Here is a 14621-nt window from a genome sequence, read left to right on the forward strand (position 1 = left end):
CTCATCAAGTAACTTTTGAAACCGAGACAAGCTTTCGTTTCCCAATGGCGGGCCACATCCTTCGGGATAACTTTTTAGTCGGTGGATTACAAAGGGGGCGGGCACTCAAATCATGTCATTCGGAGTTTCATCACATCATTGATGCGGCTTTTTATAAAAGGGAGGGACTGATTCGCTAGCGAGTCAGTCCCTCTTTCTAATTATATTTCTGTGTAGAATAAGTGTTTTCCTTGTGCGGCTTATTCCTTTAGAAAGTCGGCACGCATGGGGCTGAAGGTGTCAATAAGTATGCCGGCTTCCAGACATACGCATCCGTGAGGTACATCGGGAGTTTTAAACAGGCAGTCACCTTCCGACACCACCTTAGTTACTCCATTCACGGTAAATTCGAATTTGCCTTTAGCTACATACGTGCACTGGCTTTGGTAGTGTTGATGAGGAGCACCTACAGCACCCTTCTCGAACACCACTTTGACCATCATCAGCTGGCCATCGTAGCCCAATATCTGACGTTTTACACCGCCACCCAGTTCTTCCCAGGGGGTCTCTTCTCCAAAAATAAATGGTTCACTTCCTGTTCTCTTCATGTCTTGTTTGCAATTAGGATTGTTTTCTTTTTTTTCTTGCGCCTGCACGCCCGTTAGGGTCAATAAGCAGAAGCAGCCTAAAATAGTCATAAATTTACAAATGTTCATTGTATCTGTTTTTTTTAATTATGGATTAATAACAGTACCAAAGATAAAGATAAAATGCAGTAGTAAAAACATCCTCAATGGATGAATAACAAATTTTCCATAAATAATAACAATTTGTACCATAAAAGGAGTGCCTTGCAGCCTGCATAAGTCAAAAAAAAACTTTTATTTTGTGGTATAACCAAGTAGATACTATTATGAAGAGAAAACACTTCTTGCTAATTTCGCAGTTTATTTGTGAAACATTCTCACAGAGAGAAATCAGAGATATGAGAAAGAGAATTATATGTACTTTGTGGTTGTCCTGCCTCCTGATACTGGGCGTCTATGGACAAAGCAAAAGGGAGCAACAGGTGTTGCAAACCATGAAGACAGCCACTCAATATATGATGGATGTGGTCAGTTATAAAGGCGGATTTGTGTGGAGCTATCTACCCGACATGTCGCGAACCTGGGGCGAGATGGAAGCTAAGCGCACCATGGCGTGGATTCAACCTCCGGGTACTCCGGCAGTGGGGCATCTGATGATGGATGCGTATCACGCCACGCACGATGAATACTATTACCAGTGTGCCGAGCGGATAGCTAATGCCTTGATTTGGGGACAGTTGCCTTGTGGTGGATGGAATTACATGTTCGACTTTGCGGGCGAGAACTCTATCAAACAGTGGTATGCCACCATTGGCAAGCAAGCTTGGAGACTGGAGGAGTTTCAGCACTATTATGGCAATGCCACCTTCGATGATGAGGGGACAATGCAGGCGGCTAAGCTCTTGCTTAGACTGTATGTGGAGAAGTATGACCCGGCTTACCGTGCTCCGCTAGAGAAGGTTATCCGCTTTGTGCTCGATAGTCAGTATCCTATAGGGGGCTGGCCACAACGTTATCCGCTGAAGCACGATCACCCGTTTCAAGGGAACTCGGATTATAGCTCTTTTATTACGCTGAATGACGATGTTATCCCCGAGAATATCGATTTTTTGGTGCAGTGTTATCAGGCATTGGGCATGCAGGATTTGAAGGGACCTATTATGCGTGCGTTGAATTGTGTATTGGCACTGCAACAGGGAGAACCTTATGCCGGTTGGGCGGATCAGTATTTTGTGGATGATTTGCAACCGGCACATGCGCGTTCGTATGAGCCACGCAGCATTAACACCGGCACCACGGCTCACATGATAAGGAAGCTGATGGATTATTATAGGTTGACGGGCGATACTAAGTTCCTATCGGGTATTCCGGCTGCCATTCGCTTCTTGGAGTCTGTGGAGTTGCCTGCCTCTGAAGCTAAGAAGTGGAGGCATCCGGCACGCGAAGATGCTATTTTGGTTCCGCGCTTTATTCACCCGGAGAGTGGGAAACCGCTGTATGTGCATCGTAAAGGTTCGAATGTGGTGAATGGAACGTATTATATCGACCAGAACATAGAGAACACCATTGTACACTATAGTTCGGCAACTTATCTATCTATCAAGGCATTGAAAGAGGCATATCAGGAGATATTGGCATTACCTAAGGAAGAGGTCACCAAGAATTCGCCCTTTGCACAGGATACATGTATTCCGTTGCAACCGTTCTATTATCAGCCTCACGGCAGAGGGAATGCTTCGGTAGAGGAACTGGTGAAATCATTGTCTAAGGAAGGATATTGGCTCTCGCCCATCAGACAGACTTCGAATGTTTATAAGCCTGCACCGGCTATGTCGCCCAGCGACGATACACGGTATATGGAGACGATGGTGGGGGATGAGTATGATACCTCGCCTTATCAATCGAAAGAGAAAGTGATGGGGATATCCACCAGAACCTTTATTGAGAATATGTCTATCCTTATTGGAGCGTTGCCGAAGGAGTAGAACTCTATCTGCTTTAAGGCTTTAAAATGTTAGGCGCGGATTATGCAGGGTTGATTAAAAACACCCGCATAATCCGCGCCTTAAAACACCCTCTTTTATTCGATGGTGTTTTTAGTTTTAATTACTTCTTCATAACTTTCTTCACTACTCTTTCGCCCGAAGCAGATTCTACTACGATAGTATAGAAACCTGTAGGCAAGTAGCTTAAACCGCTAACAGTAAGGCTTTCGTTTCCTTCGATGTTATAAGAGGTTTGGTACTCTACTTGTCCGGCTATAGAATAAAGCGAAACGGTCATTTTTTCGTTTTTCTCTACCGAGAAGGCTACAGTAAACTGGTCTTCAATGCTGGTTGGGAAAATCTTTGCAAATGATTTTTTCTCAGTTTTGCTGATACCGGTAGGCTTATTCTCGTTGTAACGCTCTAATATTACATCGGGATGCATAACTCCTTTGTAAACAATAAGTTCGTCGATACTACCAATGAATGGTGTGTTGAAGTTTACGTTACAGTTACCGATAACGATGTCTTCAACATGAGCAATGTTTCCGGTTCCGTCTGTTGTTTCGCCAATCAATTCTCCGTTTGCATAAAGCTTAATCATCTTTTCACTTCTGTTGCGCACAGCAACTAAGTGTGTCCACTCACCGTTGAAGTATTTATCGTTGGCTCCTGCAACGTCAATGTTTGTTTTTTTAACGTCATCATCGATACCAAATGTGAGTTTGTCATTCTTCAATTGCAATCCTACCCATTTACCAGTAGCTCCTGTAGCTGCATTTGCTCCATGACTTCCTGTATGATACAAGTAGGCTTCGGCTGTTGATGTAGACTTGAACCAAAGTTCAATAGAGAAATCGTCGTCACCCATTGACATTGCGTCGTAATGAGCTTGTACCATTCTTCTATCAGTTGGAGTAGCAGGAAGGCTGATTGCGTTACCTTTTACACCTGCAGCCCATTCTGGGGTGAAGTTTACTGCTGTTGCTGAACCGCTGATGGTGTTAGCAGCAGTTGTTCCGCTTGTTTCGTCAAACAGCCATTCCGCAACTTTTACTAATACAGAAGGTTCTTTTACAGTAATTGTTCCGCTCAATACTACTTCGTTAGGACCACCTACAGTTTTAATTGTAAATGGATATACGCCGGCTGTGGTAGGAACTCCTTCGATGGTTACGGTTTTTGCTTCATTATCAATCGTTTTTGTTACCCCTGCTGGCAGGTCGCTTACTTCTACAGTATCTGCATTTCTCCATTTGTAAGTAATGGTGGTAATGCTCTTGTCAACTTCGGTGGTTTGCGTAAGGTTTCCGCTGCCACTAGCTTTGCTCATCGACGTCATGGCTTCGCCAAGATCTTCGAGGTAATAACCCAAATGAGGAGGTTGATTGTAAGCCACGTTTTGCCATGCAATAGCCATGCGGTAGTGGTGATCGTGCATCAATGTAGGTACGCGATATACAGTTGGGATCGTAGTTGAGAAGATCATGATATGTGATCCGGTTGATCTGTCCCAGTAGATAACCTCTTCACGCCAGTCTCCTAAAATGTCTCCACTAAGACATGGAGTAGATTTGGTGGTGTTGCATGAATTAGCGTTGCCTTCAGTGAAGCTGCGTAGAGTTGTTAGCCCCTTTCCTGGTCCGTTATATTTGGTTACTGTGGGGGTATTTCCGTTACCACCGTCGAGCAGCTCATCGAGTAGGTCGCCATCCCAATAAATACGGAAATTAACAGATGGGCGTCCGCTTGTAGCAATAACTTCGCCTTTGCAATTATAGATGTTTCCGTTTTGACTTGACCATGATTCATAACCACGATGTTCAGAAGAAATGTTTGCTGATAATCCGCGGCCATTGTCTTTAGTCCAAGGCTCGCTGAAGAGTACCTCGCCAGTACCTGCCATACGCATAGTATAGGCATAAGGTGAGTTTTTGTCTTCGTGTGGCATAAACATTTCAAGTCCGTCGATATCCGGGTCTAAGTCACCTAAGTGAGTAGCATCTCCATGACCAAAACCTGTGCGATAAAGCACTTTCCCATCATGATCGATAACGCACGAACCATAAGCAATTTCGTCAAAGCCGTCTCCATCTACATCACCTACTGAGAGGCTGTGTGCACCTTCACCGTAAGCACCTTGTTTTGCTGTGGTAGAGGTATTGTGAATCCAACGACGTGTTAAAGTTGTTCCGTCAAAATCATAAGCTACCAAGAATGCCGCAGTATAATATCCACGACACATTACTAAACTTGGTTTTTTGCCGTCCAAGTAAGCAATACAAGCCAGAAAACGGTCGCTGCGATTGCCGTAGAAGTCACCCCAGCTAACGATGTTACGTGCGGGTTCGTAAGCAACAGTAGTAATTTCCGCACCGGTATTACCATTAAATACAGTAAGGTATTCGGGCCCGTTTTGAATTACCCCTTGTCTTTCGTTACCAGTTGTGTTGTTGTTGATGTTACGGTAGTCGGCTTCTGGGTCATCGCTTCCCATGATAACATTCTTTCCTAATCCATCTTTTGTTCCCGGTGCTGTTTTGCAAGCAACTTCGGCTTTGCCGTCTCCGTCAAGGTCATATACCATAAACTGAGTATAGTGTGCTCCTGCGCGGATGTTCTTACCAAGGTCAATACGCCATTTGAAGGTTCCATCTAGCTTGTAGCAATCGAGGTACACATTTCCGGTATATCCGGCTTCAGAGTTGTCGTGTGAGTTGGAAGGATCCCACTTTACAATAAGTTCGTACTCGCCATCGCCATCTACATCACCTACGCTCATGTCGTTGGGACTGTAGGTACAGGTGGTATTATTAGGCATGGTCAACTCGGCAGGTCTTCTCAGTTCCAATCTTTTGTAGTCATTTTCCCATACGGTAGTTGTTTTGGTGTATTCAATTTCGTTCTCTCCAACGACTGCTTTCACGGTGTACACCGATGATGTTGTTCCGTCTGCATCTGTGTAGTTTGTAGCTTCGTTAGCTGGGGTGCTGTGAATCTTTGCACCGTCGCGATAAATGTTGAATGTTGTTTCCTTTGCGTCGGTTCCCAGAAGTCTCCAACTAATAAAAACACCATTTGTTACTTTCATAGCCAATACGCCTCTGTCCAATACTTCTTGCTGAGGTGCTTGTGCTTTTGCCTGAAAGGCGGGTAGGAGTAGCATAATGAGCACCCCTAAAATGCTCCACTTTTTCATTAAAATCATAGTATTTTGTTAATTAATAAATTACACTCAGTACAAATGTAGAGAATATGGCGATTTGGACGGGGTATTAATCGGTCGCATTCTTCCATTAATTGTGCGGCAGGAGCGTTGTGAGCTGGAAATTTGTTCATCTTAAGTCGATAATAATACAATGCTTATGATGTTGTGGTTTCATCCTATGGATGAAGGTGTGTGAGCCTATGGATGAAAGTGCGTGAGCCTATGGGTAAAGGTGTGTGAGGCTATGTTTTAGTGTGTGTTTCGCAGTTATTTTCTCAGTGATTTCTACTTCATTTCTCAGTGATTTTTGATCTATTTCTCACTGTATTATGATGAAGAAAGCAGTGAGAAAATTATAGGTTGTTTGTGCGTTACTCAAAACGAACTGAGGGGCCTCAGAACGACACTACGCAGTGTGCTGAGACCCCTCATTAAGTTTCGGGATGGCCGTAATTTGCAGAATAACTGCAAATCAAACCATTACTTCGGCAAATTGAATGCTACGCGCATTTCATCCATTTGTTCGTCGCTCATACCATCGGGTTCGAATCCCATGTTGCGGGCGGCAATGTAGATAAGGCACGACTTGTTCAATACGTCTATCTGGTCGAATGCAGCCATAACGTCGCAATCTACTGCAAATACACCATGCTTTTCCCACATAACTACGTCGTACTCTTCCAATTCTTTGATGGTAGCATCTGCCAATTCTACCGAACTAGGCAGTTTGTATGGTATAATACCCAAGCCACGTGGACAGAACGCCTTTGTTTCAGGAATCATACTCCACAGCAAACGAGACGCTACATCCTTTTTCAAGAACTTATCGGTATGTGTAATAGCAACCAATTCGATGGGATGCGTATGTACCGAAGCTTTGTAAGGTGATCCTTTTGCAATGAGGTAATTGTGTACACTCAAATGTGAAGGAAGTTCTGAAGTAGGGGCTACTGGCTTGTCGGCAATAATTACATAGCTGGCGCAATCGTCCAAAATACGAATGACCGAGCCATTGTCCATAGGCCAACGAGCTAAGTCACGCATACGCATATTGGTTCCTTTACAGTAAAAATAGCAACCTTTGAGGTGTGGCAATGTTGTTCCGATAGCTTTTACTTCACTGATAGGTGCCATAGCCCTAATGTCGTCATCTACATGTTCGGTAATATTAACAGTGATGTTACCGCCATTACGCTCCGCCCATCCTTTTTGCCAGAGATATCCAGCTACTTCGGCTACTTTATTTATCTCAGCAGCTAATGCAGGGCGGTTGTCTAAAATTGATTTCATTGTAATTTGTTATTAATTAAAAGTCTTTTCCGTATCTTTCTTCAGTGATTTGGTTCAATGATTTACCTTGTGTCTTAGGTGTCCAGATAGTTCCCACCACTGTGGCAACCAATAGCCAACCAATCATGATATAACCTGATGTTTCAAAACCACTATGTTCGTAGATGCCAGTGAATACCAAGCTCCAGATAGCTGCTGCACCTCTTACGATGAAGAACATCACACCTTGAGCAGCCGCACGATATTTGGCAGGGAAGAGTTCCGATGCCCAAAGAGCATAGAATGCTTGTACTCCAACTCCGGCATGGATACCCCATAAAATGGTGAATGTCCAGAGAACTGATAAATTGTTGATTCCAACAAATACAAGGATTCCCCAAGCAATCAATCCAATAGCGGATCCGATAAAGTATAATAAACGTTGGTTTACTCTATCAACCAGCATCGCAAAACCAAAGTAGGTAACTACTACAATGATTAACCATTGTACGGCTGGCAACATATTGGCTTGTGCGTTAGTTAGTCCGCCTGCTGTTTCGAAGATGTGTGGTTGGAACATACCCATCACTCCTGCAACGAAGTTCCAGGTAACATATATCGTAACCAAGAATATCAGAGTGCGAACGTTTACTTTGTTTGTAAAGAGGGCACCAAAAGAAGAAAATACACTCGGTTGTTTTACAGCGGCTTTTCTTGCTTCCTCCCAGTCTACGGATTCGTTGAGCTTACGTTGAAGATTCCAAGCAATGAAGGCTACAACGAACAGTGTACCGAATACAATGCGGTTACCGAATACAGCCAGCGCGGCAGGGTCTGAGTCTCCATGGAAGAAGATAGCTAGTTGACGTACAGAATCGCCCAACAAACCTTCGGGTGCAAGGAGCATTCCCAATATCAGGATAATTGCAGGTCCTACTCCCCAAGCGAATTGAGAGATACCAATGTTCCGACCACGGTTATTGATTTCAGAGTTCTCGGAGATGTATGTCCAAGAGGCAGGCACGCCTGCTCCAACTGAGATACCTGTTATCAGAAAACCAGTCATTAGCGCAGCAAAACTGGTAGAAAACATGATGATGCCTACTCCCAACATATAGATAAGCATGTTGTACGTGTAGATAGTCTTACGACCGTATCTGTCTGCCAGGAATCCTCCAATGATAGCTCCAAGAGCAGCTCCAAAACAGTTAGCGCTAATAGCGTTCAACCAACCGAGGTGAGTCTCGGTAAGGCTAAGATAATTCTGCCAAAGAGTTAATCCACTTGCTCCGGCCACAATAGAACCCGCGTCCAGATAGTTGGTCAGCGAGACAGCAATAGTGCTTTTTAGACTTCCTTTTTTTGCTTCCATTGTTTTAATTTCTTTTGCTTGTTACATCTTTCTCGTATTGTTGAATCTCCGTAATGTAGTCTTCGCCTACAGCAATGTTGTTTTGCAAGCAGAAGTAATCCCAAACAGCGTTCCAAGGAAGCGATTTGGCTTCTTCAAGTAAAGCAAGACGTTCGAAATATTGTCCGTTTGCTTCGTAAGCTTTCAAAGTAGCAGTTGGTTCAAGCAATGCTTGCAAGAACGCTTTTTGTGTAGCGCGGATACCGATTACGTATGCACCGATACGGTTGATAGAAGCATCGAAGTAGTCCAAACCAATATGCACACGGTCGAGTGCATTGGCACGAACGATTTCTTTTGCCAATTCGGTAGTGTCGTCATTCAAGATTGTTACGTGGTCAGAGTCCCAACGGATAGGACGGCTCACGTGCAACATGATTTCGGGAATGAACAACAGCATTGAAGAAATCTTATCAGCTACACTCTCGGTCAGGTGGAAGTGACCGGTATCAAGTGTTACAATCTTGTTATTCTTAGCACCGTAGCCTAGATAGAAATCGTGTGAACCTACCGTGTAGCTTTCCAAAGCGATACCGAATAATTTAGATTCCATACAATCTTTCATATTGTCGTACTTCGTAGCGAAGATCTCATCAAGTGATTTCTCAAGAATTTCGCGATACATCAAACGATTCACTGTTAGGTCTTTCATTCCGTCATGAACCCACAAGTTCATAATACATGGGTCGTTTTGGAACTTACCCATAGCCTCAGATACGGCACGACAACGTTTTGTGTGTTCAATCCAGAAGTTACGAATACCTTTATCGGGGTTGGCTAATGTTAAATCACCACTCTTAGGGTGACCAAACGAAGTAGAGTTGAAATCTAATTTCAAGCCTGTTTCTTTAGCCCATTGCATCCAGCTTGCGAAGTGTTCGGGTTCTACTTGATCGCGGTCTACGGCTTTGCCACCGAAGTCACCGTAGATTTCGTGTAGGTTTAAGCGGTGGTCTCCGGCAATAAGAGTCAATACTTTTTCAATGTCTTTGCGTAGTTCGTCAATGTTACGAGCTTTACCCGGGTAGTTACCTGTAGCTTGAATACCGCCACCACCAAGATTGTCGAGTTTCTCGAAACCGGTTACGTCATCAGCTTGCCAACAGTGGATAGAGATGGAAACTTTTTTTAGTTTCTCTAGCGCTTCATCAACGTTTACGCCAAGTGCTTGATAACGTTCTTTGGCTACTTCATACGATTTTTCTACTAATGCATTCTTTTTCATGGTCTTGTTCTTATAAATTATTTGTTAATAATGTTTTTGAATTGAGTATAGGCATCTGCCCATATGTTGCTATCTTTTGGTTCGAACACTTCAGGCGATACGCTGTTGCGAATAACGTCCCTTACTTCTTGTAGTGATTTTACTAACCCTAAACCCATTGCTTGAATCATGATGTTACCAATAGCTGTAGCTTCCGATGGACCAGCTACTACCGGGATGCCAATTGCGTTAGCGGTCATTTGGTTGAGTAGCTTGTTTTGAGAGCCACCACCAATTACATGAAGTTTCTTGATAGGGAAAGGTGCAACTTCTTGCAGGCTGTCGAGTACATGTTTGTATTTCAGTGCCAAACTGTCGAAGATACAGCGAATAACCTGTGCGTCTTCTTCCGGGACAGGTTGACCTGTCTTCTCGCAATAGGCAGCAATAGCTTTAAGCATACTTGGCGGATTGGCAAAGGAAGCATCATCCGGCTCTATCAATGAACGGAATGGCTTGGCACCGTCCGACATGGCAACAATCTCAGGATAAGTATAACTCTTGCCTGCTTTTTCCCATTCTTTACGACACTGCTCTAATAGCCACATGCCGGTTATGTTTTTCAGGAAGCGGATAGTTCCGTCTACTCCACCTTCGTTGGTGAAGTTGAGGTCGAAGGTTTTATCGTTAATGATTGGTTCTTTGGTTTCAATACCCATCAGCGACCAAGTGCCCGAACTAAGGTAAGCAAAGTTTTCATCTTCGGCCGGAACTGCTACTACTGCCGAAGCGGTGTCGTGTCCTGCTACTGCAATAACCGGAGTGGGCTTAATACCGCATTCGGTTGCTACGCTGCTCTGTACATTGCCAATAGTTTTGCCCGGCATAACAATTTCGGGGAAGAGTGCGGGAGAAAGGTTCATTACCTCCAAAAGCTTCGGTTCCATTTGTTTGTTATAAGCATTTACGATTTGCGAAGTAGACGCAATGGTGTATTCACAATATTGTTTGCCGGTTAGTAAATAGGACAATGCATCGGGTACAAACAGGATGTTTTTCGCAGCTTTTAAAGCTGAAGAGTTTTCTTTCTTAGCAGCGAAGAGTTGAAATAAACTGTTGAAGTTCATAAACTGAATTCCGGTAATATCATACACCTCTTTGCGCGAGAGCTGTTCAAAATAGGCTTCTTGTGCTCCTTCGGTGTAAGGATCGCGATAGGACCGGGGAAGTCCCAGCAATGATCCGTCTTCGGCTACATACACAAAGTCTACGCCCCATGTGTCGATGCCTATTGAATCAATCTCAATTCCTTTGGCGGCAATTGTCTTCAAGCCGTCTTTCAATGCTTCGAAAAGCGCATAAATGTTCCAGTAATATTTCCCTTGAACCTGAATGATGGTATTTGGAAAGCGGGTTAGCTCTTGAAGTTCCAGTTTGCCGTTTTCGAGTACGCCAAGTATGGAGCGACCGCTTGTAGCACCCAAGTCGAGTGCGAACAATAAGTTTCGTTGTTTCATGGTATATACGTATAAGTGTGTTTATCTGCAAATTTAGAGGGAGTGTGATTATTCTTACTGCTATATTTGACTTGTGTACTTTGAATTTTGTCATACTTCGTAGTTGCTTTTTACTCTGTAATTACTATATTTGGAGGTCGTTTAGAGTTTAAAACTTTACTTTTTGCTTTTGAAAAATGAAATCTTCCGTACATATAAAATATCTCATTGTAAATGAAACTGATGCGCTTTGGGGACTCATCGTAAATTCGGTGGGTTATCAACGTGTGGAACCTGGAGATGTTTATCCGCCACAGAATCATCCTACGCGTTATCTATTCAATGTGAAAAAGGGACGCGTACTCAATGAATATCAACTACTCTACATTACTCGCGGAAAAGGTACACTTATTTTCAGCGACCGCAAACGGATAGAGGTAAAGGAAGGGAATATGTTTCTACTCTTTCCCGGTGAATGGCACAGCTACAAACCCGACCCCGAAGTAGGGTGGGATGAGTACTGGATTGGCTTCACCGGTATAAATATTGATGAACGGGTACGACACGGTTTCTTTTCTAAGCAGCGTCCTGTATTCAATATAGGCATGAATGATGAATTGGTAAAGCAATACAAACATGCTATTCAAACAGCCCGCGACCAAATGGCGGGCTATCAGCAGGTGCTTGCAGGTATCGTCAATTATTTGTTGGGCAATGCTTATTCCATTGATAAATGTGCCTCTTTCGAGAACCGTGAATTAAGTAACCGTATCAATAAAGCGAAGGTTATTATCCGCGAATCTTTTCAACAAAGCATCACTCCCGAGCAAATAGCAGGCGAGGTAAATATGAGCTATTCGTGGTTTCGTCGTTTGTTTAAAGAATACACAGGCTTCTCTCCTGCACAATACATTATCGAATTGCGCATTCAGAAGAGCAAAGAGTTACTTACCAACACTGCATTGACAAACAAAGAAATTGCTTTTGAAGCAGGGTTTGATAATGCGGATTATTTCTGCACCGTGTTTAAGAAAAAGACGGGGCAAACCCCGAATGGATATCGGGGAATGATGCAGTGGGGAGGGGAGAGTTAATCCCTGACCACTTTTACTTGGTCAATAATCACCCCTTCATCCAGTGCGGTAATGGTAATCGTTACTTTCTTTCCTGCGCTAATGTTATGCTTGGTGCTGCGAATAGCTTGATTTCTCAATGTATTCATCTTCCACTCTTCGCTACGCCCTACGGTTTGATACTCAACTATTTGTTCGGGTTCATTGTTTACCGTGATAGCATATCTTAGCTTATCTCCCTCAACAGGATGATTGGGTACTAAGGCAACTTCAACTTCAAGATTACCTGTTTGCGCGGAGGTGAATGTATAGGTTGTCTTTGCCCCCTTTGTCAGTGTAATAGCACTCCGGGTATATCCTAAGCCGTGTGTCACAGGCTTTTCTCCTTCAAACTTAGTATATTGATTTCCATTAAAGAGTGCCAATGGTTTTGTTTCCTCTACCAATGGTGTTTCCGCTACGGTGTGAGGTACACGGTCGAACACAGGAAGTAAACGTGGCTTGTAATCCATTATATGATTCCATTTACCGTTGTTCAAACTATTGTACTTTTCCGTAAGAGTTACAATTTGGTCGTAGGCGGCATCACTTTGTTGCCACTCTGCTAAGCCGTGTCGGGCTAATTGTCCGTAGAGATGCTTCTTGTTCATCTCGGCAGCACCGCGAACAGGATACTCAATAAGTTGGAACCACGCTTCCTGAAGCTCTTGCGGAATACCTGCCGACATAGCGATTACTTTATCAGACATGGCATTATACTCGCTTAAACGTTGCTCAATGTATTCTTTGCTCCACGGCAAGTCACAAACAACTTTGAACGCAGGGTCTTTTTCTTCCGTGCGGGTGTTGCCCATGTACTCGGGTTTGCGAATATAAGCTAAGCGGTAGTATTCGTTCATTATAGGTAGTAGCTCTTTGGCTCTATTTGCGCCAAACTCCCGGGTTAGCCATGTAAGCAGGTGCTTGTCCAATCCTTTGGTGTTGTTTTCAATGGCGTTGATATTCCATGCCATGTCCATAAACAGCTCGATAAGATATTCCGCAGGTTTAATGTCGCCCACATTGAGAATCCACATATCTTTGGCTCCTTTATCGTATGCCATCTTCATTTGCGTGTACACTTGTGCCGGATGGTTTGTTGCCAACCACAAATAATCGTGCGGACGACCCCAGTAAGACGCGTGATAGTAAATACCGTTGCCTCCTTTGCGAGCTCGTTCGGTAGCATCGGGGAAGTGGCGAATGTAACCATAGTTATCGTCGCACCATAACAGAGCCACGTCTTCGGGAACTTCTAATCCCATTTTATATACATCGAGTACCTCTTTGTAGGGAATGAATACTTGCGAGACTTTTTCCACATTAGGGTTTATGTACTTGGCAATCATATCACGTTGGTCTTTGAGGATATTTATCAAAGCATCTTTTTGCTCTTGCAAAGTGTTGGCACCAAGCATTTTGCTATCGTGTACGCCACGAATGCCAAGGGTGTAAATATTATCCGAATTTACTAACTCAATAACGCGTTCTTCCCAGAATTTAAGAACATTTTCGCGGTTATTCACATAGTCGTAGGTTCCTTCGCCTGCTATTTTCCATTCGGCGTTGGTGTTGCGTACCATAGGCTCGCAGTGCGATGTACCCACAAATATACCGTATTTATCGGCCATTTCTTTATTGCCGGGAGTAAGATAGAACGCTACCGAACACGCGTGCATGGCAGGCCAATAAGTATTAGAACGTAAACGGAGCAATAGTTCAAATATGCGCGCGTGTGTTTGTGCGCCAATCAACCCTTTTGTGTCCGAAGGGTCGTTCGTGAGATAACTCCACGGCATCAATCCCCAGTCCTCATCATTAATAAAAATACCTCGACGCGCTACGGACGGGTATTGCAACATTCTAAAACCGTCTTTGATTGTAAACGATTCTTTTTTAGCAATAGGAGCATCTGCCCACCATTCCCACGGAGATACACCCCACATGCGCGAAAGCTCCAACATACCGTAGGCTGTGCCACGTTTATCGTTTCCAATTATGATGATTTTATCCTTCTGGCTTAAGATAAGGAACCCTTCTTCATGTTGTTTTAGCTCCTGAATATCTTTGTCGGATACCAGTTGTTCGGCTTTACTGTTAAGTCCGAGAGTACCTATGTAGATTTTTCCTTCATCATTACCGGTTGTTAATTGTGCGCTGAAAACACTCTTGTAATCCCGTTGAAGAATTTCGAGCGCGGTCTGCACCACTTGTTCTTCGTTAGGATTGATAACAACGGTTAGCTCTTGACCCGCTTGAAAGGTGGGGGTCGAACAAGAATAGAAGGGGAGAAGGATACCCAAAAAGAGGGCAGAGAGAAGTGATTTTTTCATGATATTGGTGTTTTTATTATTTATTCTGTATTGTATG

9 protein-coding genes are annotated in these 14621 nt (G+C 43.7%); 2 read left to right on the forward strand and 7 right to left on the reverse strand.

The annotated features are described in order from the left end of the window. Positions 1–239: 239 nt before the first annotated feature. Positions 240–695 carry a cupin domain-containing protein gene (locus D0T50_RS00620; protein WP_370520843.1) on the reverse strand — a complete coding sequence of 152 codons (456 nt, stop codon included), beginning with the start codon at positions 693–695 and terminating at the stop codon, positions 240–242. A gap of 269 nt (positions 696–964) precedes the next feature. Between D0T50_RS00620 and D0T50_RS00625 the strand changes: the two genes are divergently transcribed. Next, positions 965–2551, forward strand: a complete 1587-nt coding sequence (locus D0T50_RS00625; RefSeq protein WP_163220922.1) for a pectate lyase — start codon at positions 965–967, stop codon at positions 2549–2551. 121 nt (positions 2552–2672) lie between these two features. On the opposite strand, the gene D0T50_RS00630 is transcribed toward D0T50_RS00625, so the two are convergent. The 5 genes from D0T50_RS00630 to rhaB all read right to left on the reverse strand — a co-directional run bounded on the left by D0T50_RS00630 (position 2673) and on the right by rhaB (position 11160). Next, a complete protein-coding gene (locus tag D0T50_RS00630) occupies positions 2673–5750 on the reverse strand; it encodes a LamG-like jellyroll fold domain-containing protein (RefSeq protein WP_163221299.1) in 3078 nt (1025 codons plus the stop codon). A 489-nt stretch (positions 5751–6239) separates the two neighbouring features. Continuing rightward, complete coding sequence (gene rhaD, locus D0T50_RS00635; RefSeq protein ID WP_163220924.1) at positions 6240–7049, reverse strand: rhamnulose-1-phosphate aldolase; 810 nt, start codon at positions 7047–7049, stop codon at positions 6240–6242. 16 nt (positions 7050–7065) lie between these two features. Beyond that, complete coding sequence (locus tag D0T50_RS00640) at positions 7066–8400, reverse strand: MFS transporter (protein ID WP_163220926.1); 1335 nt, start codon at positions 8398–8400, stop codon at positions 7066–7068. Positions 8401–8404: 4 nt separating this feature from the next. Further along, entirely contained in the window at positions 8405–9664 is a 1260-nt protein-coding gene (locus tag D0T50_RS00645; protein ID WP_163220928.1) for an L-rhamnose isomerase, read from the reverse strand. A gap of 17 nt (positions 9665–9681) precedes the next feature. Continuing rightward, positions 9682–11160 carry a rhamnulokinase gene (gene rhaB / locus D0T50_RS00650; protein ID WP_163220930.1) on the reverse strand — a complete coding sequence of 493 codons (1479 nt, stop codon included), beginning with the start codon at positions 11158–11160 and terminating at the stop codon, positions 9682–9684. A gap of 176 nt (positions 11161–11336) precedes the next feature. Here rhaB and D0T50_RS00655 point away from each other — a divergent pair, with 176 nt between their 5' ends. Continuing rightward, positions 11337–12233, forward strand: coding sequence for an AraC family transcriptional regulator (locus D0T50_RS00655; RefSeq protein WP_163220932.1), 897 nt, complete (start codon positions 11337–11339; stop codon positions 12231–12233). Here D0T50_RS00655 and D0T50_RS00660 read toward each other — a convergent pair. After that, complete coding sequence (locus D0T50_RS00660; RefSeq protein ID WP_163220934.1) at positions 12230–14584, reverse strand: glycosyl hydrolase 115 family protein; 2355 nt, start codon at positions 14582–14584, stop codon at positions 12230–12232. The genes D0T50_RS00655 and D0T50_RS00660 overlap by 4 nt on opposite strands. Positions 14585–14621 lie beyond the last annotated feature (37 nt).

The sequence above is a fragment of the Bacteroides sp. 214 genome (genome assembly GCF_010501015.1).
Lineage (GTDB): Bacteria > Bacteroidota > Bacteroidia > Bacteroidales > Bacteroidaceae > Bacteroides.